Source organism: Sorangium sp. So ce385 (genome assembly GCF_051474135.1).
Classification (GTDB): Bacteria; Myxococcota_A; Polyangia; order Polyangiales; family Polyangiaceae; genus Sorangium; species Sorangium cellulosum_D.
Genome location: NZ_CP150337.1, coordinates 4,348,997 through 4,373,989 on the forward strand (window position 1 = coordinate 4,348,997; position 24,993 = coordinate 4,373,989).

The 24,993-nt window shown below is 73.1% G+C and carries 17 protein-coding genes; 11 read left to right on the forward strand and 6 right to left on the reverse strand.

Going from position 1 to position 24,993, the window contains the following annotated elements:
• The first annotated feature begins 94 nt into the window (after positions 1-94).
• The 4 genes from WME83_RS16100 (at position 95) to WME83_RS16115 (ending at position 5,625) form a co-directional block, all read left to right on the forward strand.
• Entirely contained in the window at positions 95-1,396 is a 1,302-nt protein-coding gene (locus tag WME83_RS16100) for an MBL fold metallo-hydrolase (protein ID WP_437320165.1), read from the forward strand.
• Positions 1,397-1,447: 51 nt separating this feature from the next.
• Entirely contained in the window at positions 1,448-2,236 is a 789-nt protein-coding gene (locus WME83_RS16105; protein ID WP_437320166.1) for an SDR family NAD(P)-dependent oxidoreductase, read from the forward strand.
• 184 nt (positions 2,237-2,420) lie between these two features.
• The gene (locus WME83_RS16110; RefSeq protein ID WP_437320167.1) at positions 2,421-3,311 is read left to right on the forward strand and encodes a sigma-70 family RNA polymerase sigma factor; all 891 of its coding nucleotides are present in this window, start codon (positions 2,421-2,423) and stop codon (positions 3,309-3,311) included.
• Positions 3,312-3,732: 421 nt separating this feature from the next.
• Positions 3,733-5,625 carry an ABC transporter ATP-binding protein gene (locus WME83_RS16115; protein ID WP_437320168.1) on the forward strand — a complete coding sequence of 631 codons (1,893 nt, stop codon included), beginning with the start codon at positions 3,733-3,735 and terminating at the stop codon, positions 5,623-5,625.
• Between the two features lie 109 nt (positions 5,626-5,734).
• Here WME83_RS16115 and WME83_RS16120 read toward each other — a convergent pair whose 3' ends face one another.
• Positions 5,735-6,058, reverse strand: coding sequence for a helix-turn-helix domain-containing protein (locus WME83_RS16120; RefSeq protein ID WP_437320169.1), 324 nt, complete (start codon positions 6,056-6,058; stop codon positions 5,735-5,737).
• 202 nt (positions 6,059-6,260) lie between these two features.
• Here WME83_RS16120 and WME83_RS16125 point away from each other — a divergent pair, with 202 nt between their 5' ends.
• Complete coding sequence (locus WME83_RS16125; protein ID WP_437320170.1) at positions 6,261-6,737, forward strand: SRPBCC domain-containing protein; 477 nt, start codon at positions 6,261-6,263, stop codon at positions 6,735-6,737.
• Between the two features lie 43 nt (positions 6,738-6,780).
• Here the strand turns inward: WME83_RS16125 and WME83_RS16130 are convergent, their stop codons facing one another.
• The 3 genes from WME83_RS16130 to WME83_RS16140 all read right to left on the reverse strand — a co-directional run bounded on the left by WME83_RS16130 (position 6,781) and on the right by WME83_RS16140 (position 10,925).
• Positions 6,781-7,677, reverse strand: a complete 897-nt coding sequence (locus tag WME83_RS16130) for a hypothetical protein (RefSeq protein WP_437320171.1) — start codon at positions 7,675-7,677, stop codon at positions 6,781-6,783.
• Positions 7,678-7,687: 10 nt separating this feature from the next.
• A complete protein-coding gene (locus WME83_RS16135) occupies positions 7,688-9,238 on the reverse strand; it encodes a serine/threonine-protein kinase (protein WP_437320172.1) in 1,551 nt (516 codons plus the stop codon).
• A gap of 154 nt (positions 9,239-9,392) precedes the next feature.
• Positions 9,393-10,925 (reverse strand): sigma 54-interacting transcriptional regulator, encoded by a 1,533-nt coding sequence (locus WME83_RS16140; RefSeq protein WP_437320173.1) that lies wholly within the window; start codon positions 10,923-10,925, stop codon positions 9,393-9,395.
• Positions 10,926-11,191: 266 nt separating this feature from the next.
• Between WME83_RS16140 and WME83_RS16145 the strand changes: the two genes are divergently transcribed.
• From WME83_RS16145 to WME83_RS16170, 6 genes are all read left to right on the forward strand, one after another.
• Positions 11,192-12,586 (forward strand): SGNH/GDSL hydrolase family protein, encoded by a 1,395-nt coding sequence (locus WME83_RS16145; RefSeq protein WP_437320174.1) that lies wholly within the window; start codon positions 11,192-11,194, stop codon positions 12,584-12,586.
• A 331-nt stretch (positions 12,587-12,917) separates the two neighbouring features.
• Entirely contained in the window at positions 12,918-14,321 is a 1,404-nt protein-coding gene (locus tag WME83_RS16150) for a sigma-54-dependent transcriptional regulator (RefSeq protein ID WP_437320175.1), read from the forward strand.
• A gap of 293 nt (positions 14,322-14,614) precedes the next feature.
• Positions 14,615-18,601 carry a serine/threonine-protein kinase gene (locus WME83_RS16155; RefSeq protein ID WP_437320176.1) on the forward strand — a complete coding sequence of 1,329 codons (3,987 nt, stop codon included), beginning with the start codon at positions 14,615-14,617 and terminating at the stop codon, positions 18,599-18,601.
• A 5-nt stretch (positions 18,602-18,606) separates the two neighbouring features.
• Positions 18,607-20,238: an FG-GAP repeat domain-containing protein gene (locus WME83_RS16160; RefSeq protein WP_437320177.1), complete on the forward strand. Its 1,632-nt coding sequence runs from the start codon at positions 18,607-18,609 to the stop codon at positions 20,236-20,238.
• 66 nt (positions 20,239-20,304) lie between these two features.
• Entirely contained in the window at positions 20,305-20,820 is a 516-nt protein-coding gene (locus WME83_RS16165) for a hypothetical protein (protein WP_437320178.1), read from the forward strand.
• 49 nt (positions 20,821-20,869) lie between these two features.
• On the forward strand, positions 20,870-21,964 hold the full coding sequence (locus WME83_RS16170) for a hypothetical protein (protein ID WP_437320179.1): 1,095 nt from the start codon (positions 20,870-20,872) through the stop codon (positions 21,962-21,964).
• Positions 21,965-22,055: 91 nt separating this feature from the next.
• Here the strand turns inward: WME83_RS16170 and WME83_RS16175 are convergent, their stop codons facing one another.
• Together WME83_RS16175 and WME83_RS16180 are read right to left on the reverse strand one after the other, a co-directional pair.
• Complete coding sequence (locus WME83_RS16175; RefSeq protein ID WP_437320180.1) at positions 22,056-23,201, reverse strand: FAD-binding oxidoreductase; 1,146 nt, start codon at positions 23,199-23,201, stop codon at positions 22,056-22,058.
• Between the two features lie 203 nt (positions 23,202-23,404).
• Complete coding sequence (locus tag WME83_RS16180) at positions 23,405-24,901, reverse strand: hypothetical protein (protein ID WP_437320181.1); 1,497 nt, start codon at positions 24,899-24,901, stop codon at positions 23,405-23,407.
• Positions 24,902-24,993 lie beyond the last annotated feature (92 nt).

The window sequence follows — 24,993 nt, forward strand, 5'->3', positions numbered from 1 at the left end:
GCGCGGCGAGCACCTCCCTCGAGCTCGCACGATTCGCGCGCCGAGCTCGGCTGAGAGACGCTCCACCAGCGATTGCCATCCACGAGGTACCGCGATGCAAGACGAAATGCAGGTCGAGGATTGGGGAGAGCTGTTCGTCACGCGCAAGTGCTGCGGCGCCGGCACGTGCCGGAACTACGCGCCGGAGCTCCTGGGCGAGGTGGTGCCGGCCAGCGACCTCCCGGATGGCCGCCGCCTCTCGGTGCTGCCGGGCTCCTACGAGGCGGGCGCCTTCACGGGGGTGCTGCGGCAGCCGCGGAGCCAGGAAGATCTGATGGCGGCGCGGACGGCGGTCGCGGCGTGCCCGTTCGGCGCCATCAAGCTCAAGCCGGGCGCGTCGCGGGTCCGCCGGGGCGCCCTCGGCTCGCCCTGGCGCGGTTTTCCGCGCCTCATCGAGGATAACGTCTGGATCATCGGACAGCCATCCATCAAGAACATCAGCGCCCTGTCCTATTTCATCGAGCGGGACGGAGGCGGGGTGCTGGTCGATCCCCCGAAGCCGAGCGAGGAGGTCTTCCGCTGGCTCGCGGAGCACGGCGGCGTGCGATGGCTCTTTCTGACGCACCGGGATCACGCGCATCACCACGCCGAGTTCGCCAGCCGCTTCCCGGGCTGTCGCCGCATCATCGGCGCCGCGGACGTGAACCTCCGCGAGACCGAGTACATGGCCTCGACCGGCGACGTGGAGATCAAGCTCGGGGACGAGCTCGGCGCGCTCTCGCCCGAGGGGGAGCCGCTCTCGAGAGAGGCGGCGAAAGAGGCCGAGATCGTGATCGTGCCGCAGCCCGGACACACGCCGGGCTCGCTGTGCCTCCTTTATCGAGGCCGCTTCCTGTTCACCGGCGATCACCTGAGCTACTCGCGCGTCTTGGGTCGACTCGTGGCGCATCGATTGCAATGCTGGGAGGACTGGGAGCGCCAGACCCGATCGGTGCGTTATCTGCTCGCGGCGGCCGACGCCGGATGGCTGAGGTTCGCGTGGGTGTTGCCGGGTCACGGGGAATGGGCCCGCCTGCCGGGCGAGGGGAGCGCGGCCGAGACGGCCGACGAGCTCCGCCGCGTCATCGCGTCGATGGAGCAGAAGCCGAAGGGGCACACGCCGCTGGGCCGCTGGATCCTGTACGCTCAGGGCCGGATCGCGCCCGAGGGCAGGCTCGGCCGGGCGGTGCGCGCGATCGGCGGCGGGAGCGACGCCTGGGTATTGCCGCGCGGCGCGCGGAGCTCGCTCACCGATTTCGATCCCGACAAGACGGCGGTCGCCCTGCGCCGGCTCTATCTCCTCGGCGCCACCGCCCTCCTGGCCGCCGCCGGGGCCGTATGGCTCGCCGCGCGCCGGGACACGGTCCAAACACGCTGAGGATCCGATCGAGGCGAGGCGCTGCTCATTCTTGATGAGGAGGTGTGCGATATGGGATCTTTGCAGGACAAGGTCGTCATCGTCACGGGCGCGAGCTCGGGTATCGGCAGGGCGACGGCGGCGGTGCTCGCGGCCGAGGGCGCGAAGGTCGTCGCGAGCGCGCGGCGCGAGGCCGCCGGGCGGGCGCTCGTCGCGGAGGTCAGGGGCCGCGGCGGGGAGATCACCTGGGTCACGGCCGACATGCGGGTCGAGGGCGACGTCGAGGCGCTCGTGGGGGCCGCGCTCTCCACCTATGGCCGCCTCGACGGCGCCTTCAACAACGCCGGCACGGGCACCTTCGTGCAGGTCACCGAGATGACCAACGCCGAGTACGACCGCGTGATGGACACGAACCTTCGCGGCGCGTTCTGGTGCATGAAGTACCAGATCAAGGCCATGCTCGCGGGCGGCGGCGGCTCCATCGTCAACTGCGCCTCGGTGGCCGCCACGCGCGGCTCGCCCGGGATCTCCGCGTACAGCGCTACAAAGGGCGGCCTCGTCGCGTTCACGCGCTGCGCCGCGCTCGAATACGCGCAGCGGGGCATCCGGCTGAACACGGTGAGCCCCGGCATCGTCGAGACCGAGATGTCGACGGCGAACTTCCGCCTCGCCGACCCGGAGGCCCGCGCCTTCGCCGCGTCCCTCCAGGCCATGAACCGCGTCGGCGCGCCCGAGGAGGTGGCCGCGTTCGTCGCCTTCCTCCTCAGCGACAAGGCCTCGTTCATCACCGGGCAGGACCTCCCGGTCGACGGCGGCTACCTGGCGGGCTCGTGGCCCGCCAACACCAAGCACGCGCCCTGAACGGCGGAAACCACGTCCCCATCGCGGGGATCTTCCTCCGTGCCTTCCGCATGATCATGATCCTCTCGAGGGGTTCGGGTGTGCTCGCCAACGTGAACGGGCGCTGAACGTCCGTTCGCGTCGTCACATCGGCTAGGGTTCGTTCGTCACAGCCATGACGAAGCAGGACGAGGGAGTGTGACGGATGGATGAAGATCGTTGGCTGGCGGAGCGGTTCGAGGCTCACCGGGCCCATCTGCGGGCGGTGGCGTTCCGGATGCTCGGCTCCGTGGGCGAGGCGGACGACGCGGTGCAGGAGGCCTGGCTCCACCTGAGCCGCGCCGACACGACCGGCGTCGAGAACCTGGGCGGGTGGCTGACGACGGTCGTGGCGCGGGTGTGCCTCGACATGCTGCGCTCGCGCAAGGCGCGGCGCGAGGAGCCGATGGCGCCCGACCCCGCCGCGGACCGCGAGGCCGGGACCGACCCCGAGCGCGAGGCGGTGCTGGCCGACTCCGTCGGCCTCGCGCTGCTCGTGGTGCTCGACACGCTGACCCCGGCCGAGCGGCTCGCGTTCGTGCTGCACGACCTGTTCGCGGTGCCCTTCGAGGAGATCGCCACCATCGTGGGCCGCTCCCCGGCCGCGGCGAGGCAGCTCGCGAGCCGCGCCCGCCGCCGCGTGCAGGGCGCGCCCCCGTCCCCGGACGCCGACGTCGGCCGCCAGCGCGAGGTCGTCGATGCCTTCCTCGCGGCCATGCGCGGCGGCGACTTCGACGCGCTCGTGGCGATCCTCGACCCGGACGTCGTGCTCCGCGGCGACGCCACGGCCGCGCCCCCGGCCGGGGTCGAGCTCCGCGGCGCGCGCGCCTGCGCCAAGCGGGCGCTCTCCGGCGCGCGCGGCGCCAAGCTCGCCCGGCCTGCCCTCGTCGACGGCGCGGTGGGCGTCGTCCTGGCCCCGCGCGGGCGGCTCTTCCGGGTGCTCCGCTTCACGCTCGCGCGGGGGAAGATCGCCGGGATCGACGTCATCGGCGACCCCGAGCAGCTGCGCGATCTCGACCTGTCGGCCCTCGACGACGGACCGCACGCGGAAACCTAGTACCGCGGGCAGAACTCCCGCCAGGGATCTGCCTCGCGAGCGAAGAGAAATCAACGCAAAGGCTCAAAGGCGCAAAGGTGCAAAACGGCAAATTCTTTTTTTTGCGTCTTTGCGTCTTTGCGTCTTTGCGTTGAACTCTCTCTCCGGATCCCTGGCCGGACTTCTGGCGGGCGGAAGCTAGGGCCGGCAATGCGAGGCAGACGATCGGGCTTGGTCTCCGGGCTGGTGTCGCTCGAGCTTCGGCACGAAGCGTGCTTGGACTACGGAGGATGTCCTCCAGGGTCGGAGAGCATGCAATTTCCGACACCCAGGCGTTCTTCCAGCACATCGATGTCTGCGGCCCCGTGGATCCCCTCGGAAGGAGATGCCGCCGGAGAGAGCCTGGGCCCATCGCTGACGTGGAGCTCGTTCGATGGCTGGCATGAAGCAAGCGAACGGCGAGCGAGGCAGCGAAGGCGACGGTCCGGCGCAGGACGGCGCGCTCGACGACGGCGACCACCTGGGCGTCCTCGCGGACGAGGAACATCCTCACCGCGCGGCCCTCCGTCGCCTGCCGCTCCTGCTCCAGGTGCTCGTGGGTCCCTCCTGGGGGAGCCTCGCGGCGCTCGTCCTCTTTCAGGCGCTCGCCGGGGCTACCCCCAGCCTCACGGTCTGGCTGAACGCGATGATCGTCGACGAGATCGCCGGCGCCGGACCCAGGAGCGTGCACGAGCTCCTGGCCTACTCGGCGCTGCTCCTGGCTGTGCTGGTCGTCCTGCTGAACGCGCTCGGCGACGTCCTGGAGGCGATGGAGAGCTTCGTCGGCGACTCGTTCAAGGACCGTGTGCGCAGGAACGTGTCGCTGAGGATCAACGAGGAGATATCGAAGCAACCGCTGCTCACCTTCTTCGATGAGCCGAGGTTGAATCACCTGGTGATCCTCGCGCGCCGCAGCTTGAGCTCGATCAATGAGCTGGTCCATACGTCGTCCTATACGCTCATGGGCGTCCTGGGGATGGTCCCGGCGCTCGTCCTGGCTGCCAGCTTGAGGTGGTGGATCCCGCTGGTGATCGTGTCGAGCATGACCCCCGTGCTGTATGCGAAGGCGACCAACGAGCGCAAGAGCTGGGACATCGAGACCTTTCACGCGGCCACGTTCAATCGGCTGCAGCTCGGCGAGCGGATCCTCACGCAGCAAGAGTTCGCGAAGGATCTCAGGCTCTTCGCCATGCAGGAGTGGGTCCTCCGGCGATGGAGCAGCCTGTACGAGGCGTTCCTCGGGGATCTCATGGCGGTCCGCAAGCGAGGAGCGCATCTGATATCGATCTGGTCTCTGCTGAGCGGCCTCGGCATGTCGGTCCCGTTCGTGTACGTCGTCAAGGAAGCGCTGGAGGGACGCTTCACGGTCGGAGACGTGTCGCTGCTCATCGGCGTCATCGTGCAGATACGGAACGGGCTGGCCGTCATCATCTACAACGGTGGAGACATCATCGGCGCCTTGCTGGCGACCAAGCCGTTGATCGAGCTGCTGAACCTGCCCGAGCCGCCGCGAGGGGACGCGCGCCCGGAGGCCGCGCGGTATCCTGTCCCGGGGATCCGGCTCGAGGACGTATCCCTGCGGTATGCGGGCAGCGCGGAGCTCGCGCTCCGGGACGTGAACCTCCTGATCGCTCGGGGAGAGAAGATCGCCGTCGTCGGAGAGAACGGGTCGGGTAAATCGACCCTGGTGAAGCTGATTTGCGGGTTCTACCGCCCGACGTCGGGACAGATCCAGTGGGACGGGGCCGCCGCGAGCCTCGACGCCAGCGACGGGCGCGGAGACACGAGCAGGATATGCGCCGTCTTCCAGGATTTCGCGAGGTTCCCCCTGTCCGTCCGTGAAAACGTCGACGTGCGGCAGACCGGGGCCAGCGATGACGACATCAGGTCGGCGCTGAAGAGGGTCGGGCTCGACGATCTCGCGGGAGGGCTCGACACGGTCCTCTGGAAAGGCGTCGATGGGGGCACCGAGCTCTCGGGAGGGGAGTGGCAACGACTCGCCATCGCGAGGGCGCTCTTGAACGCGAAGACGGCCGATCTGCTCATCTTCGACGAGCCCACGTCCGCGATCGACCCGGACGCGGAGCACCACATCATCCAGCTCATCCGCGAGATGATGGGCGGGAAGACGTCGATCGTGGTGAGCCATCGGCTGGCGCTCACGCGCTTCGTGGACCGGATCGTCGTGCTGGAGAAGGGGCGCATCATCGAGGCGGGATCGCACCGAGAGCTCATGAGGCTGAAGGGCAAATACCACGAGATGTTCACCAAGCAGGCCAGCTACTACGTGGACTGAGCCGGCGGCCGCCTCGTCATCCGGACGTGGAGGTCCGGGCGGACGGGCTCGCGAAATTCGACCCGGAGGCCGCGGCTCGTGCCCATCTCGCGCGCGCCGGGCCCCCGCGTCACGTCTCCAGATCCCGCTTCAGCCGGTCGAGCACGTCGACCGCGGCGGACGCGTAGCGGCTGATCCACCGGTCGTGGATCCGCTTGACGGGGAGCACGTTCAGGTAGTTCCAGCGGTGGCGCCCCTCGCGCTTGACGATCACCAGCTCGGCCTTCTCCAGCACGCCGAGGTGCTGCATCACCGTGCAGCGATCCCAGTCGGCGAAATGAGCGCAGAGCTCGCCCGTGGTCTTCGGCCCGTCCTTGAGCAGGTCCAGGATCTCTCGCCGCCGACCGTCGGCCAGCGCCTTGAAGACGAGGTCGTCCGGATCCGCGCTTGACATGTTATAAGAATATAACATGATGAGGGGGCGGTCAATCGCCGCGCGAAGCTGCGTCCGTACGGGCGGCGCACCGGTGCGCCCGCGCGCCGAGGTGTTCGGGCGCGGGTGCATCGGTGCGCCCGCGCGGCTGCGTCGGCGCATCGGCGCGCCCGCGCGTCGTGCGCGGTCCGCGGCCGAGGCAGCGCCGCGACAAGGAGGCGTCATGGAGCTCAAGTTTCAGGTGCAGACGAAGGTTCAGAAGCCCGTCCACGAGGTCTTCGATGCGGTCTACAACCCGAAGAAGCTCAGCGGGTATTTCACGACGGGCGGCGCGAGCGGCCCGCTCGACGAAGGAAAGACCGTGATGTGGAGCTTCGCCGATTTCGACGGCGGCAAGCCGTTCCCGGTCTACGTCAAGCAGGTCATCGCCGACAAGCTCATCGCCTTCGAGTGGGCGGCCAGCGAGCCCGGCGACGACGGGAAGCCGGTGAACGAGCTCCCCTACAACACGCGGGTCGAGATGCACTTCGAGGCCCTGGGCCCGAGCTCGACGATGGTCCGGATCGCCGAGTCGGGCTGGAAGGAGACCGAGCAGGGATTGCAGGCCTCCTACGGCAACTGTCAGGGCTGGATGCACATGGCCTGCTGCCTGAAGGCGTACCTCGAGCACGGCATCAACCTGCGCGAGGGCTCGTTCTGAGCGGGCCCGGCCGCGGTCCCGGGCCCGCGGCGAGCCTGGCAGCTCAGAACCGGCCGCCGACCGCAGCGGCGGCGCCGCCGCGCACGGGGAGGACGTGCACCGCGGCGGTGGCCGCGGCGGCGGGCGCTTCGGGCTCGGCGCGGCGCAGGACGAGCGCGGCCACGGCGCCGGCGAGCGCGGCCACGCCGACGCCGAACGCGATGTTGGCGCCGAGGATCTTGGCGCGCACGGCATCGACGTCCGCCTCCGCGCAGCGCGGGGCGCAGGTCGCCCGCAGGCGGTCGGCGTCGGCGCGCGCGCTCAGGCCGAGCGCCGCATAGGCGACGCCGCTTCCGGCCGCGACGCCGCCGAGCGCGATCGGCAAAAAGAGCCCGATCGCGGGCGACGACGCGGCGCGGTCCTCGCGGGGCCGGATGGCGCCCGCTCCGGGCGCGCCCGCGCCCGCCCCCGGCGCGCCCGGCCGCGCGAGGCGGGCGGAGACGCGGCGCAGCTTCTCGCCCTCGCGCACGACGAGCCGCAGCTCCACGGGAGCGCTGCCCGCGCGCTCGAACCGGAGCACGCGCTCGCCGGGGTCGACCTCGACGGCCTTGCCGTCCAGCCGCGCGGCGAGCGGCGCGCCGTCGATCGTCACCCGCACGTCGGCCACGTCGTGGCCCTGCTCGTCCCGGGCGCTCAGGATCAGCGTCGGCACGCGCGCCGTGACGTCGGAGAGCCAGCCCGCGCAGTCCGACTGGACGAGATCCGGACAGCCGGCGCCGCCGCACGCGATGAAGCGCGCCCGCGCCTCGCGCAGCCGGCCCTCGTCGCGCAGGCGCTGGCCCTCCTCGGAGGCGGTGAAGCACGCCTCGGCGTCGCCGGCGCGAGCATGGACGGGCTGGAGGCACGCGAGCGCCGAGAGGGCGGCGGCGACGAGCAAGCGGGGAGAGGTGCGCTGGTTCATCGGGCCTCCGTCAGAAGCACTCGCGCTTGTAGCGCTTGTGGCCCTGTCCATCGATCACGAACGGTGGATTGCACCCGTCGCGCGCGGGCTCCCGGCGCGGCAGCCGCCGCGCGCCCGCGCCGGCCGCCTTCGCGGCGGGCGCGGCCGTCGCGGAAGGCGCGGCGGGCGCAGCCGTCGCGGCGGCCGCCGTGGGCGCGCCGGGCGTCGCCGTCGCGGCGGTCGCGGCGGTCGCGGCGGGCATCGCCGACGCATCTGGCACCCCCGCGCCGGCCGCGCCCGGCGCCCCGTGCGGGAGCGCCGCCGGACGCGCCGCAACCCGCGCGCGCGCCGCCGCCGCCGCCGTGACACCGGCCCTCGCGCGGGCGCGCACCGGCGCCTCGGCGCGCGCGAACCCGATCGCCGCCGCCGCGATCGCGAGCGCCGCGGCCGCCGCCGCCGCCGCGCCCCAGCGCTGCCGGCTCGGGCTGGCAGCGGCGGGCTGCGGCGCGCCCGTCCCGGCCGCCTCTGCCAGACGCGCCACGGCCGCCTCCGCCGGGCCCGCCCCGGCCGTCCCGACGGCCGCCCCGAGCTCCGGCGGCGCGCTCGGCGCGGCCGCCGCCGGCTCGATCGCGGCGATCAGCGCCGCGCGCTGCGCGAGCGCCTCGCCCGCGAGCGACGCCACCCACGCGCCCACCTCCGAGGTCGACGCCGCGAGGCCCGTCGCCTCCAGCGCGAGCGCCATCTCGCGCGCCGTCGGGAACCGGTCCTCGGGGCAGCGCGCGAGCGCGCGCAGCGTGATCGCCTCCAGCTCCGGCGGCACCCCGGGACGGCGGGCGCTCGGCGGATCCACGCCCGCCTGCAAGAGCCGCAGGATCGAGAGCGCCTCGCCGCGCCCCTCGAACAGGCGCTCGCCCGTCAGCGTCTCCCACAGCACCACCCCGGCCGCGTACACGTCCGCGCGCCGGTCGAGCGGCTCGCCCGCGATCTGCTCGGGCGACATATAGGCCAGCTTGCCCTTGAGCTGCCCGTCGCGCGTGATCTGCGCGCGCCCGGCCGACTTCGCCACGCCGAAGTCGAGCACGCGCGCCACCCCGTCCTCGCCGACGAGCAGGTTGTGCGGCGACACGTCGCGGTGCACGAGGCCGAGCGGGGCGCCGTCCTCCGCGGTCGCCTCGTGCGCCGCGTGCAGGCCGTGGAGCGCGCCTGCGAGCACGGCGCAGGCGATGCGCGGCGGGGGCGCGCCGCCGTCCTTCGTCGCCGCGCGCAGCAGCCGCGCCAGCGACTCGCCGTGCACGTACTCCATCACGAGCAGCACCTCGCCGCCGCTCGACACCACGTCGATCGTCGCGACCACGTTCGGGTGCCGGATCCGGGCCGCGACGCGCGCCTCGTCGAGGAGCATGGCCACGAGCTCGGGATCCCGGACGAACTGCGGGTAGAGCCGCTTGACCGCCACGGTCCGCCGGAACCCGGCCGAGCCGTGCTGGCGCCCGAGGTGCACCGTGGCCATGCCGCCGGCCCCGATCTCGTCGAAGAGCAGGTAGCGGACGACAGCCGATGCGCCGCCCTGGGCCCGCAACATCGGGGCGACGATAACACGCCCGCGGCGGATGCCGCGGCGGCATGTCAGCCGGAGCGCGGCGCGCGGCGCCTCGCCCCGGAGCGCGGCGCGCGGCGCCTCGCCCCGGAGCGCGGCTCGCGCGGCGCCTCGCCCCGGCGCCCCGCGCGCAGCCTCCTCAGGTGGACCGCCGCGCGCGCAGGAGCTGGAAGTACCTCCGCGCGAGGCCCGACGCGGCCGCCGCGCTCCGGACGTTGCCCCCGTGCTGCGCGAGCACGCGCTGCACGTACCGCCGCTCGAAGTGCTCGACGATCCGCTCCCGCGCGCGCGGCAGGGGCAGGTCGAGCGCGAGGATCTCCTCGATGATGTCGCCGGATGTCGCAGGCTCGGCTCCCTCGCCGGCCCCGGCGCCCCCGGAGGAGGGCGGCGCGGGCGTGGCCGGCGGCAGCGCCGAGGAGGCGGGCCCGGTCGCCGCGGCCGGCTGGGGCACCGACGCGGGCCCGGTCGCCGCGGCGGCCTGAGGCGCCGACGCGGGCCCGGAGGGCGGGGCCGGCGCGCCCGCAGAGGCCAGCCCGGCCCGGCTCGTCTCGATCGGCGCGGCCTCGCCGAGCGCCACCCGGCGCGCCACGGCGTTGTAGAGCTCGCGCACGTTGCCCGGCCAGTCGTAGTCCTCGAGCCGCTCGGCGAACCCCTGGGGGAACGGCGCGCCGCGATCCGCGAGCTGCCGCCAGAAGTGGTGCGCGAGCACCGTGACGTCGCCCCGCCGCTTGCGCAGCGGCGGCAGCTCGATCCGCGCCACCGCGAGCCGGAAGAACAGATCGTCCCGGAACCGCCCCGCCTGGATCTCGCGCTCCAGGTCGCGCCGCGTCGCCGCGAGCACCCGGATGTCGACGCGGATCCACTTGTTCGAGCCGACGCGCTGCACCTCCGAGCGCTGGATGGCGCGGAGCAGCTTCGCCTGCAGGCCGAGATCCAGATCGCCGATCTCGTCGAGCAGCAGCGTGCCGCCGTGCGCCTCCTCGAAGACGCCGCGGCGGGTCTCGTTCGCGCCGGTGAAGGCGCCGCGCTCGTGCCCGAAGAGCGCCGACTCGACGAGCGTCGGCGGCACCGCGGTGCAGTCGAACACCACGAACGGCCCGGCGGCGCGCGACCCCTGCTCGTGGATCGCCTCGGCGAGCACCTCCTTGCCGGTCCCGGTCTCGCCCTCGATGACGACGGGGACGCTCGAGGCCGCGAGGCGCTCGCAGAGCGGGTAGAGCCGCCGCATCTCCTCGCTGGCGCCGACGAGCTTGCCGAAGCGCACGGCGCGCGACAGCTCGGCCGCCTGCGTGACGCCGAGCGCCTCGACGCGGAGCACGGTCTCGCCGATGCGGACGAGCTCGCTGCCCTGGAGGTAAGCGTCGCCGACGCGGATCCCCTGGACGAAGGTGCCGTTGGTCGAGCCGAGGTCGGTGACGCGCAGCCGGGCGCCGGCGAGCTCGAAGGCGGCGTGGCGGCGCGAGACGAGCCGGTCGGTGAGGGCGATATCGCAGGCCGGGCTGGTGCCGGCGAGCACGCGGGCGGGCAGCCCCGGCGCCACGGTGAAGCGGAGGCCCTCGTCCGGGCCCGCCATGACGGAGAGGGCGAAGCTCTCGGCCGCGGCCGCGGCGGGGCGCACCGGCCCGGGCACGAGCTCGGTGGAGGCGGCGTCGTCGTCGTTCCACGGGGGCATGCCCCCATCTCAGCAGGCCTCCGCGCCGGCGTCACGCGGCGCCGAGGCGCGGCGTCGCGTGTCCAATCCACGAACACGGTGGGTTTCCGGCGTGATCGGATTGCTACCGAGCGTAACGCGCGCTCGCCAACGTGTTACCGATCGTAACGCAATGCCGCGGATCGAGGCGTCCAGCACGCTCGCACGCCATGAAACATGTAGTCGCTCAGGCCCCGCGTGTGGCACGTTGGGCGGCGCTTGTAGGGGTATAGCGCCGGACGAGGACCATGCGGAAAATTCTTTACGCACTGCTGTTTCTATCGATCACCAGCTGCGGCGATGATTCGCCCGGATCCGAGGCGACGAGCACCGGGTCGAGCGCGACGACCAGCTCGGGAACCTCCGGGGGCGCGACGAGCTCCAGCGGGTCGGAGGCTTCGGGCACCGGCGGCGGCGGCGGCAACGACGCTGGCGGAGGCGGAGCGGGCGCCACCGGCGGCGCCGGGGGTGAGGGCGGCGAAGGCGGTCAAGGCGGCGACGGTGGCAGCTCCGGGGAGAAGCGCTGGGTCGGGACCTGGACGACCGGGCCGCAGCTGACCGAGCCCAACAACAACCCGCCCGCGCCGGGCCTCGCCAACAACACCCTGCGCCAGGTGATCTACACCTCGATCGGCGGCAGCAACGTGCGGCTGCTGCTCTCGAACGAGTTCGGCGACGGGCCGGTGACGATGAGCTCCGTGCATATCGCGGACTCGACGACCGCCGACGGCATCGAGGCGAGCACCGACAAGGCCCTGAAATTCATGGGCGCCGATTCGGTGACCATCCCGGTGGGCAAGACGGTCTTCTCCGATCCGATCGATTACAACCTCAAGCCCAACAGCAAGCTCGCGGTGACCATCCGGTTCGGCGAGGTCCCGGCCGGGATCACCGGGCACCCGGGCTCACGGACGAACTCGTACATCCAGACCGGCGATGGGGTCTCGTCGCCGACGCTGACGTCGCCGGTGAGCACCGCTCACTGGTACTACATCACGGGCCTCGACGTCATGGCCGACCCCTCGGCCCAGGCGATCGCCATCCTCGGCGACTCGATCACGGACGGCCGCGGCTCGGTCACGGACGGGAACACGCGCTGGCCGGACTTCCTGTCTCGCCGGCTGCGGGCCAATCCCGGGACCGAGAACGTCGCCGTGCTGAACCTGGGGATCGGCGGGGGCACCGTGCTGGCCGGCGGGCTCGGGCCGACCGCCAAGCTGCGCTACCAGCGCGACATCCTGGACCAGCGCGGGGCTCGCTGGGCGGTCATCTTCATCGGCGTGAACGACATCGGCGGCGACAGCGCGCCGAACGTCGCCGACGCTCTGATCCAGGCCTATGGCGAGTTCATCGACAAGGCGCACGCCAAAGGGATGCTCGTTTACGGGATCCCCATCCTGCCGTTCAAGGGCAACGGGTATTACTCCGACGCGCACGAGGCAGCGCGTCAGAAGGTCAACACCTGGATCCGCACGAGCGGCGAGTACGACGCGGTCATCGACCTGGACCCGGCGGTCGTCGACCCCAACGATCCTGCCAAGCTGCAGGATGACCTCGACTTCGAGAATGACGGGCTGCACCTGAACCCGACTGGCCTCGAGGCGATGGCGGACGCCGTCGACCTCGACCTGTTCACCAAGTAAAGCGAAGCGATCCTGGGGGAGCACGGCCGGGCGCGCGACGCCCGCGCGCTCGGCCAAGACCCCCGCTTCCCCGGCGGAGCGCCGGGGAGCCGTGGCGATCGCCGAGCGTCGCGCTCGAGGACGCTGGGGAGAGACACCCCAGCGGTAACGCTGATTTTTCGGTGTTGACGCGCTGCGCTGTGCGTCCACACATGTTCATCCGTTGCGCTCCTGAGTAGCCTTGTCCCATGCGCGGAGGACACGACGCGGAGGCCGTCGTCACGGAATGTGCGCCCGTGCTCGCGGCGGCGGGCGGGCTCGTTCCACGCGGCGGCGGGCCCGAGGTGGCGCCGTGAGCCGGATCCTGCTGGTCGAGGACGAGGTCGTCATCCGGACGGAGCTCCGGCGGCTGCTCGCGCGCCACGGGCACGACGTCGTCGAGGCGGGGTCGATCGCCGACGCCGAGGCGGCGCACGATCTGCGCGCGTTCGATCTGGTGCTCGCCGACGTGCGCCTGCCCGGCGCGCCGGGCACGGAGCTCGTCGGCCGGTGCGGCGGCGCGCCGGTCGTGCTCATGACGAGCTACGGGACCGTGAAGGCGGCCGTCGACGCGGTGAAGCGCGGCGCCGCGGATTACCTGTCGAAGCCGTTCGATCACGCCGAGCTCGTCGCGCTGGTCGACCACCACCTCGCCGGCGCGCCCTCCGCGCAAGGCGCGCCCGCGGAGAGCGCGCCGCGCCCGCCGTCACCGGCGTCCAGGCCGCCCGCGCCGGCGTCCAGGCCGCCCGCGCCGGACGACGAGGAGCTCGAGGGCATGATCGGCGGCTCGGCGGCCATGCGCGAGGTGTTCGCGCGGGTGCGCAAGGTGGCGCCGAGCGAGGCGACGCTGCTCGTGCTCGGCGAGAGCGGCACCGGCAAGGAGACGCTCGCCCGCGCCGTGCACCGGCTCAGCCCGCGGCGGCAGTGCCCGTTCGTGCGCGTCCACTGCGCGGCGATCCCCGAGGGGCTGATCGAGGGCGAGCTCTTCGGTCACGAGCGCGGCGCCTTCCCGGGCGCGCTCTCGGCGCGCGCGGGGCTCTGCGAGGCCGCGGAGGGAGGGACGCTCCTGCTCGACGAGATCGCCGAGCTGCCGGCGCGCGTGCAGGCGCGGCTCCTCCGCTTCCTGCAGACCGGCGAGGTGCGGCGCGTGGGCGCGGCGCAGGCCCGGCGCGTCGACGTGCGCCTCGTCGCGGCGACCCAGCGGGATCTCGTGGCGATGGTGCGCGAGGGGTCTTTCCTGAGCGATCTCTACTTCCGCCTGCGGGTCCTCGAGATCCGCCTGCCGCCGCTGCGCGAGCGGCCGGGCGACTCGGTCCGCATCGCGGAGTCGCTGCTCACGCGGCGCGCGCGGACGACGGGCCAGCGGCCGCTCGCGCTGTCGCCGGAGGCGCGCGCCGCCATCGCGGCGGCCCCGTGGCCGGGCAACGTCCGCGAGCTGGAGAACGCCATCCACCGCGCCCTGGTCCTCGCCGAGGGCAGCGAGATCGGGGTGGGCCTGCTCGGGCTCGACGACGCGGCGCAGCCCGCGCCGGCGGCGCCCCCCGCGGCCGCGCACGAGAGCGAGCCCCGGTCCGACTCGCTCGAGGGGTATTTCCGCCGCTTCGTCCTGGAGCACCAGCACGAGCTGACCGAGACCGAGATCGCCCGCCGCCTCGGCATCAGCCGCAAGGCCCTCTGGGAGCGCCGCCAGCGGCTCGGCATCCCTCGGCCGCGCTAGCCCCCAGAGCCGCCCGACGAGCTTCCCTGTCAGAACACGCTTCCGGTTGTGCCCTTCGCACGACGACACCGTCAGTGTGCGGGCCAAGTCTTCGAAGAGAAAATAGGAACCATGGAGGCGCCCGCGCGGGGTGACGGGGCGAACAACCGGACCGCCGACGCCACCGTCGCGCGATGGCGCCGACGCTGGTGATATATCCTACGGTCTGTGCCGTGGAAGATCTCGAGCTTTGATCGCCCGCTCACCGGCCGAGCCTCGCGCCGGCGGACCGCCTTCCGCACCGGGCGGCGTGCATGACGCCCCTCCGCGCCTTCGAGTACAGCGAGCGCTTCGAGATCCGGCGCCAGCTCGGCGCCGGCGGGTTCGGCGCCGTCTACGAGGCCGTCGACCGGCGCTACGGCTGCGTGATCGCGCTCAAGGCCCTCTACCAGCAGGCCGAGCCGACCGCGCTGCTCCGCTTCAAGCAGGAGTTCCGCCACCTCGCCGACCTCGTGCACCCGAACCTGGTCACCCTGCACGAGCTGCTCTCCGACGGCGGGACGTGGTGCTTCACCATGGAGCTCGTCGACGGGATCGACTTCCTCAGCTTCGTGCGCGTCCAGCTGCCCCGCCACCGCGCGCACGCCGAGCAGGAGACGGTCGTCTCGGACGCGTTCGTGGACCGCGCGTCGCTCGAGCCGAGCACCGCGCGCCCGTTCGCGACGGACGACGGCACCTGGGTGGAGCGCGCGTCCGCCGGCGCCGGCGCCGGCGCCGGCGTCGCGGGCCCGGACGACGTGACCCACGCGCTGCTCGGGACCCCCGCGCCCCCGGCGAGGCGCCTGAACGGCGGCTGGCCCGAGCGCATATCCACCAGCCCGCCCCGACCGCTCCGGCAGGCCTTCTCGCTCGACACGCGGCGGCTCCGGGCCGCCTTCTCGCAGCTCGTCGAGGGGGTCTCCGCGCTCCACGCCGCCAACATCCTCCACCGCGACCTCAAGCCCTCGAACGTCCTCGTGACGCGCGACGGCCGCGTGGTGCTGCTCGACTTCGGGATCGCCAAGGAGCTCAAGCCGAGGGCGCCGGGCGAGGCGAGCGTCGAGGACCTCGTGGGCACGCCGGCGTACATGCCGCCGGAGCGGATCACCTCGGCGCCCGAGACGGAGGCCAGCGACTGGTACAGCGTCGGGGTGATGCTCTACGAGGCGCTCACCGGCGCGCTCCCGTTCGCGGGCTCGGTGGTCGACACGATCTCCGCCAAGCTCTGGTCGACGCCGATGCCGCCCTCGCTGCTCGTCGACGGCGTCCCGCGCGACCTCGACGAGCTCTGCGCGGCGCTCCTGCAGCGCGACTCGGCCGCGCGGCCGTCGGGCGCCGAGGTCGTGCAGCGCCTGCACGGCGAGCGGGCGGCGCACCCGGTCCGGTGGCTCCGCGCCCCGCCGGAGGGCGCCGAGCGGCTCGTGGGGCGCGAGCGGGAGCTCGGCGCGCTGGAGGACGGCTTCCGCGCGAGCGCCGGCGGGCGCACGCTGGTCGTGCTCGTCGCCGGCCGATCCGGGATGGGCAAGAGCGCCCTCGCGTCGAGCTTCCTGCGCGCGCTGCGCGAGCGCGGCGACGCCACCGTGCTCGCCGGGCGCTGCCACGAGCGCGAGTCGGTGCCCTACAAGGCACTCGACAGCCTCGTCGACGCGCTCTGCGAGCACCTCCGGCGCATGCCGGCCGCCGAGTCGGCGAGCGTCCTGCCGGACGACATCCACGCGCTCGCCCGGCTCTTCCCCGCGCTCCGCGCCGTCCCGGGCGCCGAGGCCGAGGGCGCGCCCGCGGCGGCGCCGGACGAGCGGCAGGCGCGCTGGCGCGCGTTCCAGGCGCTCAAGGAGCTCTTCCGCCGCCTCGCGGCGCGCTGGCCGCTCGCGATCTGCATCGACGACCTGCAATGGGGCGACGCGGACAGCGCGCGCCTGCTCGCCGAGCTGCTCTCGCCCCCGGACGCGCCGCGGCTCCTGCTCATCGCCTGCTACCGGAGCGACGAGGCGGAGCGCTGCGCCGCCGTCGGCGAGCTCCGGCGGCTCGCCACCCGGTGCGGCGCCGCGGTCGAGCTCCGCGAGCTGACCGTCGAGCCGCTCTCGTACGAGCAGGCGATGCGCCTGGCCATCGAGCGGCTCGGGCCCGCCGCGGGCGCGCGCCTCGAGCGCGCGCAGGCGATCGCCCGGGAGTCCGAGGGAAGCCCCTTGTCGCTGAGCGAGCTCATCCAGTATCTCTCGAGCCGGGACGGGGGCACGCTCGCACCGTCTAGGGGGGGAGGCGACATCAGCCTCCGGCGGGTGATCATGAGCAGGATCGACGAAATGCCCGAGCGCGCCCGGCGGCTCATCGAGATCGTCGCGGTCGCCGGATGCCCGATCGAACAGGAGGTCGCCTTCGCGGCCGCGGAGCTCGGCGAGGAGGCGCTCTCGTGCCTCACCCCGCTCCGCGCCGCCAACCTGGTCCGGATCACGGAGGCCCGCGGCGGCCCGCGCCTCGAGATCACCCACGACCGCATCCGCGAGACCGTCCTCGCCGCGCTCGATCCCGCGGCGCTCGCCGCCCGGCACGCCCGGCTGGCGCGCGCGTTCGAGGCGACGGGGCGCGCCGATCCGCAGGCGCTCCTTGTCCACTTCCACGGCGCGGGGGAGCTCCTCGAGGCGGCGCGGCACGCGGCCGCCGCGGCCGATCTGGCGAGCGCCGCGCTGGCCTTCGACCGCGCGGCCGAGCTCTACGCGCAGGCGCTCGCGTGGGGGCGCGGCGGTCCACGCGACACCGCCGAGGCGCGCCGCGACCTCCAGGTCCGGCGCGCGACCGCGCTGGCGAACGCCGGGCGCTGCCGCGAGGCGGCGCCGCTCTTCCTCGAGGCGGCCGAGGGCGCGCCGCCCGCCGTGGCGCTCGATCTGCGCCGGCGCGCCACCGAGCAGTACCTCGTCGGCGGCCACCTCGAGGAGGGCACGTCCGCGCTCGTCCCGCTCCTCGCCGAGGTGGGCCTCGGCTATCCGGCGACGACCGCGCGCGCGGTCCTGACCGTGGCGGCGCTCTACGCCCGCATCCGGCTGCGCGGCCAGGCGTTCGAGGAGCGCGCCGCGGCCGAGATCCCGCCCGAGGTGCTCACGCGGATCGATCTCTGCCTCTCGGTCAGCAAGGCGCTCACCGACGTCGATCCGCTGCGGTCGACGGTGTTCCTGTTCCGCAGCCTGCTGCTCTCGCTCGACGCGGGCGAGCCGTCCCGCGTCGCCCTGGGCCTCTCCGCCTTCGGGCTCATCTCGGCGTTCCAGGGGACGCCGTCGGCGATCGAGGAGGGGTCGAGGCTGCTCGCGCGCGGCGAGGCGATCGCGGAGCGGCTCGGCGACGGCCGGCTCGGCAGCGTCATCCGCATCTACGTCGGCGGCGCGCACCTCGTGCGCGGGGCGTGGCGCGAGGCGCTCGACTACTACGACGCCACCCGCCGGCAGCTCGAGGAGCGCTGCGTCGGCGTCGAGATGGAGCGCAACCTGGCGCAGGCCGGCGCCGTGGTCGCGCTGGAGGCGCTCGGCCGGTTCGTGGAGCTCGCGGAGCGCACGGCGAGCTGGCGCCGCAGCGCGACGGCGGTGGGCAACCTCTTCGCGTCGGTGTCCGCGACGATCGCGTCCGCGGTGCCGCTGCTCGCCGCGGACGACGCGGCCGAGGCGCGGAGGTGCGTGCGCGAGGTGGTCGCGCGTTGGGCGAGGGGGGCGCGGGGGGCGATGCACGTGCAGCACCTCTACGCGCTGCGCCTCGAGACCCTGGCGGACCTGTACGAGGGGGAGGCCGACGCGGCGCGCGCGCGGCTCCTCGCCGAGTGGCGCGGCATCGAGCGCTCGCAGCAGCTGCGGGTCCAGCCGGCCCGCATGGACATGCTGCTCTTGCGCGGCCGGACCGCGATCGCGGCGGCCGCGGCGCGGCGCTCCGGCCGGGAGCCGCTCCTCCGGGAGGCCGAGGCGGACGCGGCCCGGCTCGAGCAGGAGGTGCGGCGCGACGGCGCCCCGCTCGCGGCGCTGCTCCGGGCGGGCGTCGCGCGGCTCCGCGACCGGCCCAGCGAGGCGATCGTGCAGCTCGGCGCCGCGGCGCGCGGCTTCGACGCGGTGGACATGGCGCTCCACGGCGCCTGCGCCCGCCGCGGCCGGGGGGAGCTGCTCGGCGGCGACGCCGGGCGCGCGCTCGTCGCGCAGGCCGACGAGGCGATGGCCCGCCAGGGGGTCCGCCGCCCGGATCGATGGACCGCGCTCTACCTGCCGGGCTTCGGAGGCCCAGGAGCCTGACCTCGATGGCGACGTTTTCGGCGACCGCGACGGACCACCGCCTCTCCCGCGCCGCGCGCGCCCCCTCGATGCCTCCGGCGTGGGCCGCGGCCCTCTGGCCCGCGCTCGCCGCGGCCCTGGGCTGCACCTCGCAGGCCGGCCTCGCCTCGCCGCCGGAGCCGGTGCAATCGGACGCGCAGGCGCTCTCGCCGTTCGTCGCCCGGCCGCTGCCCTATGCGGCGGAGCCGGGCTGGCGGTCGCGCCATGAAGAGGACGTGTACTCGATGGGCCTCGGGCTGGCCGACATCGACGGCGACGGCTTCAAGGACATCGTCGTTGCGAACGGCAACGACATGGAGAAAAAGCCGATCGTCGTTTATTACAACGATGGGACGGGCCGTTTCCCGCCGGAGCCCGGCTGGTCGTCGGCGGACGCCGACTACAACACAGGGCTCGCCGTGGGCGACATCGATCGGGACGGCTGGGTCGATGTCGCGGTGAGCGTCGGCCCCCGGGAGCCGGGCACCGTGAAGCTCGGGCACGTCAAGGTGTACAGGAACCGCGGCGGCGCGCTGGAGCCGACGCCGGGCTACCGCAGCGCGGACGGCTACTCGAGCGTCGGCTGCGCGCTCGGCGACGCGGACGGCGACGGGGATCTGGATCTCGCGGCCTCCGTGGCGCTCGAGGAGGGGTATGCGCCGGGCCCCGCGCGGATCTACGAGAACGTCGGCGGCGCGCTGTCCCCGCTGCCGAGCTGGAAGAGCGCGCGTGTCGATCACAGCTTCGGCATGGAGTTCGCCGACATCGACGGGGACGGCCTCCTGGATCTCGCCGTCGCGATGCCGGGCGTACCGATCTTCCGCGGCGTGCTGCGGGACGGCGGCGTCGTCTCCCTCCCCCGGGAGCCGGCCTGGACGGCGAGCGAGTCCATTCAGTATCCGATGTTCCTGGACGCGGGGCGACTCGGCGCCTCCACCGGGCTCGTGGTCTCCTACAACGACTTCGGTGCTGGCACCGCCCCTGCAGGCGGAGCGCGGCTCTCGGGCGCGCCCGGGCGGGGGGCGGCGGGCGCTGGCGCGGGCGCGAGCTCGACCCGGTTCGAGGCCTATGCGCCGGAGCGCCAGCGCGGCCCGACCTGGAGGTCGGCGAGCGCCGGCTGGGGGGCCGGCGTCGCGCTGGCCGACGTGAGCGGCGACGGCGTGCTGGATCTGATCGCGGGCCGCTGGGGCCCGGCCCCGCCGCCGAACGCGCTTGGCGCGCCGCTCCAGATCTACCTCGGGCTGGGCGGCGGGTTCACCCGGGAGCCCGTCTGGTCCTCGGCCACGATGACGGTGCAGGAGACCATCGCGCTCGCCGACCTGGGCCGGGAGGCCTTGCGGTCGGCGACCGAGACGTTCCGCATCGAGCGCGAGCAGGCCGTGATCACGCTCTCTCGCCCGGTCATCGAGCAGATCGACGAGATCCGCCGCAACGGCGCGCCCGTCGCGCCGCGCGACGTCGCCTCGCTCCCGGGCGGGAGCTGGGTTTCGTTCGCGCAGCGCCTCCGGCCCGGCGATGAGGTGGAGGTCCGTTATTCGTACTCGACGGAGCTGGACATCGTCGAGACGAACTGGGATACATCGAATTACATCTACTATTATCGGACGTCGTCCCGGTGAGCGCCGGGCGGCGCGTGGGCGCAGGGCCCTTGCCCCGTCCATCACCCTAGCCGTGGAGCGGTTCTCATGTTGATGTTCTTCATCGCCGATCTCGCGCGCGATCCCAACCTGCAGGCCGCCTTCAGCGAGGATCCGGAGCGGGCCATGGCGCAAGCCGGCCTCTCGGATGAGCAGAAGGCGCTCTTGCGGACCCGCGATCCGAAGCGCATCGCCGGCGCGGTCGCGCAGGAGGTCGAGGCCCTGCCGATCCGGTCCGTGAGCCCGGTGGTCAACTGGATCGGCCCGGTGCTCCATGTCACGGCCGTCGAGCCGAACAGCGGCGTGCACGGGCAAGAGGTCACGACGGTCGTGTACGGCACGTATTTCGAGAGCACGATGGCGTGCTCGCTGGTGCAGGGCACTTCGGTCATCGCCGGGGTCGTCTCGAACGTGGTGACGGGGATGAACTCGCGGATGGATGTGCGGTTCAACCTGGCCAACGTGATCCCCGGCCATTACGGCGTGCAGGCGAGGTCGCGCAGGGCCGAGAGCACGCTGCCGAGGGCGTTCGAGGTGAAGCGCGCTCGCCCGACGCCGGCGTGAGCGGCCTGTCCGGCGGCCGGGGCGGCGCGGCCCCGCGGGGAGGCCCGGGGTGATCGTCCCGGTGCACGCGCTGATGGCCGAGGGCGCGGCGCTGCTCCCGCCGGCGCTGGTCTCCCCGGCGGCGCACGCGCGCCTCGCCGCGGCGGCGGCCGGCCTGCCCGCGGCGGCCTCCTGCGCAGCCGTCGAGTGCCGGCTCGGCGGCTCCGAGCGGGTCGACCTGCTGGTCTGTCTGACGGCGGCGGAGGGCGGGCACCGCGCGCTCGCGCGGCGGCGCGCCGATCTCAACCTGCTCGCCGAGCCGGCGTGGGCGCGGGTGGCCGCGTTTTGCGCGGAGTGGGCGGACCCTGGCTCGCCGCTCTACCGCGGTGTCCCGCTGCTCTGGCTCGAGCTCGACCTTCCCGACGACGGGGCGCGGCTGCCATCGTCCGTGCCGGCGCCGTATCCGTTTCCCTGCGTCGATCCCGCGGTGCCGGGCGGCGTCGCGCCGGCGCGGCCGGGGGAGGCCGGTTGGGCGCCTGCGGGCGGCGCGCCGGGCGCGGCGGGCGACGGCGCGGGGCTTCCGGAGCAGACGGGCGTGATCCGGCGGGCGCTCGCGCTCCTGCTGGGCGAGCCCGCGCCGCCCGCGGTCGACGGCGCCTTGCTCCGGTGCATCGCGCGGCTGCCGCCGGGCGGGCGCGCGATGCACGTGGCCCCGCTCGCCGTGCGGGGGCGCGCCGCGGTCCGCCTGGTGGTCGCGATGGCGAAGGCCGATGTCCCGGCGTACCTGGCGCGGATCGACTGGCCAGGATCGATCGCGGATATCGAGGCGCTCCTCGACAGCATGGTTCCTTTCACGAGCCATGTCAGCTTCCACCTCGACGTCGGCGCGGCGGTGGAGCCGTTGCTGGGCCTGGAGATCTCGTTTCCTGTCGTCGATGTCCGCTGGGGGACGGCGCTGGACCGGCTGGTCGCGCTCGGCGCGTGCTTGCCGGACAAGCGCGAAGCGATCCTGGCCTGGCCGGCGGACGCGCGGCCCTGGCCGGGCCGGGGGTGGCCGACGCTGCTGCGCCAGGGCGTCATGCTGAAGCTGGTCTACCGGCCGGACGCGCCGCTGGAGGCGAAGGCGTATCTCGGGATCACGCCGTACGTGGCGCTGTTCGGGTGAGCGAGGCGGCGGGCGGAGCGGGCGAGTCGGTGGAAGAAGCGCGCGAATCGGTAGGCGGCGGGCGAGGCGATCGCGATCGGGATTCGGCGGATCAAGCAGGGAAGACGGAGCCGCGGTTCAGGATGCCCCCCGGGTCCTGCTGCGCCTTGAGGCCGCGGAGCGCCGCATAGGTCTCCTCGCCGAAGCACGCGCGGTAGGCGTCGGCGCCAGAGGCCGACTCGGACTGGATGTAGCGGCGGCAGCCGAGCTCGATGGCGGCGCGCGTGAGCGCCTCGTCGTAGGCGCGCAGCGGGCCCGCCGCGTCGCCGGGGGGCAGGCGCAGCGCGCCCCAGGAGCCGAGCGCGAAGAACGGCTCGTCGCGCGGGTAGACGAGCGGCGGCACCGGGCGCCGCTGGCGGATCGGGTACGCGTAGCGCCGGCGGTACGAGAGCAGGCCCGCGTGCTCCGCCTCGAGGGCGGCGAGCCGCGCCTGCGCCTTCGCGAGGCTCCTCCCCGGGGTGAACAGCGTGAACCACAGGAGGCGCTCGTCGCGCTCGGCCTCGTCCGGACCGGGGCCCTGCAGGTCTGGCGAGGCGGCGATGGACTCGCGGCTGGCGCCGGCGCCGGCCGGGTAGGGCGGGGGAGCTGCGGTGTCCAGCGGGCAGACATCGAGCGTCGCCTCGACGACGACGCCGAGCTGGCCCATCGCGCCGAACAGCCACGGAAAGAGCGCATGATGCCTGTCGACGTGCTGGAGGCGGCCGGTGCCGTCGACGAGCGTCAGGGCCGCGACGTTCTCCCAGAAGCCCCCGTGCAGGTTGGAGCGCGGCCCGAAGCCGCCCGCGGCCACGAACCCGGCGACCGAGGGCCCGGCGTGGCCGTCGTTGACGACGGGCACGGTGTAGCCGTGGCGCTCCACGACGTTGCGCAGGCTCCAGAGGACGACGCCGGCGCCCGCGGTCACGGTGCCTTCGGTCTCGAATCGGACGTCGCCGAGGCGCTCCGTGCGGAGGAGGAGCTCGTGCGCGGCGGGCAGGGAGGCGCCGCTCAGCGCGTGGCCCTGCCCGCGGAGCCGCACGGGGACGCCGTGGCGGTGGGCCGTCCCGAGGGCGTCGGCGAGCTCGGCGGAGGAGGCGGGGGCGATCTCGCAGAAGGTGTCGGCGCTCTGCCGGAGGCGGCCGAAATGGGAGATCGGCGCGGAGACGACGCGCGGGGCGAACGCGGAGAAGAGATCGCGGAGCTGCTGCGGCGAGCGCACGGGGCGAGCGTACACGGGGGGAGAAAGCAGCGCCAAGGATGGCACCCACGATGAACCCGCCGGCGGCCTCCGGCACGACGCGGGAGGCCGTGTCGATACCGCGCTTACGAGGCCGGCGCCAGTTCGCGCGCCAGGATCATCGGCTCACGATGCTCCCCGGGGAGGTCTCCGGCGCTGCATCGAGGGGTCGAGAGGCCCGCGCTTCAGGGAGCGAGCTGGGCGAGGAAGATGGAGCCACCCCCGACCCAATACGAGGGCAAGTCGACCAGGGTGCTGCCGCCGAAGTCTGCGCTGTGGTGGAATTCGCCCGAGATCGTCACCTTCCCGGAGCTGTCCACCGCGATGCCATTGCCCAGCTGGGCGTTGTCGCCGCCGAGATTGGCGCTCCAGAGGTGGGCGCCGGTGTCATCGAACTGGGCGACGGCGACATCGGTAGCTCCTACGCAGGTCAGCGTCCCGCCGCCGAAGTCGATGCTGGTCCTGAAGTGCCCGACGATGCTCACGTTTCCTGCGCTGTCGACCGCCACGCCCGTGGCCTTGTCATCGTTGTCGAAGCTCGTGTCGCCGAACTGCTTGCTCCACAGATCGGTGCCGGCGGCGCTGAACTGCACCAGGAACATATCGTTTGTACCGTATGCTGTGTTGGTGAGCGTTGGCGTGTTGCTCCCGAAGTCGACGTCGCCGCTAAATTCGCCGATGACGTCGATGTTTCCGGAGTCGTCGATCACGATGTCGATGCCTTGGGCAGAATAGTCGTCGCCGAACCTCTTGCTCCAAAGGTGATCGCCGTCGGACTCGAACTTCGCCACGAACGCGTCATAGCCGCTCTCGTAGTAGGGTGAGGCCCATGCGCTGTTGCTTATCAGCACGCCTCCGCCGAAGTCTACGCCGCCGCCGAACAGCCCGGTGACGGCGAAGCTGTCGTCGTTGGGATCCACCGCGATGCTGTTGGGTGACGCGACGCCATCGCCGGGGAAGAAGTCGGCGAAGATCAGGCTTCCATCGCTGCCGTCGAGCTTCGCCACATAGGCGTCGACATTGTATGTCCACTCGGATGTCGAATTGGATTCGGTGCCGATCTCGATGTAGCCGATCGTGGGACCGGTGATGAGCACGTCTCCCGACGAGTCGACCGCGATACCCATGCCAGTCGCATAATCCGATGCGCCGTAGCCGCTGAACACCTTGCTCCAGACGTGATTCCCGCTGCTGTCGAGCTTCACGACGGCCACGCCGAAGCCGTCGCCGGCATAGATGGCTCCTCCGCCGAGGTCGACGTACTCCGCCATGGTGATGCCGGTGACGTACACGTTGTCGCTGCTGTCCACCGCGGCTTTGTTGAAAGAGACGCCATCGAAGCTCTTGCTCCAGACGTGGACGCCGTACTCGGTGAACTTCGCGACATAGTCGGCTGCGGTGGACGTGCTCAGGGCCGGCGCTCCGCCCGCGCCATCGAAATCCACGGTCCCGCCGTATCCGATGAATCCGATGTTGATGATGTTGTCGGACCCATCGACGACGACGTCGCCCCCGTACTGATAGTCAGGGTCGCCGAAGGACGCGCTCCAGCTGTGCGTCAGCGGCTGCTCCGCGGTCGCGATGCTCTCCGAGGGGCCGAGCTCGCCCTCGCCCGACGGCACGCCGTCGCAAGCGGCTGCCGAGGACGCCGCGCAGAGGCCGACCATGATGAGTCGCTTCATTCGAACCATGATCATCAGACTCCTTCCACTGCAATCGTGGAAATCGACCGCCACGCGACCCACCGTGATGAGCGCGTCGCGAGGCAGGGCTC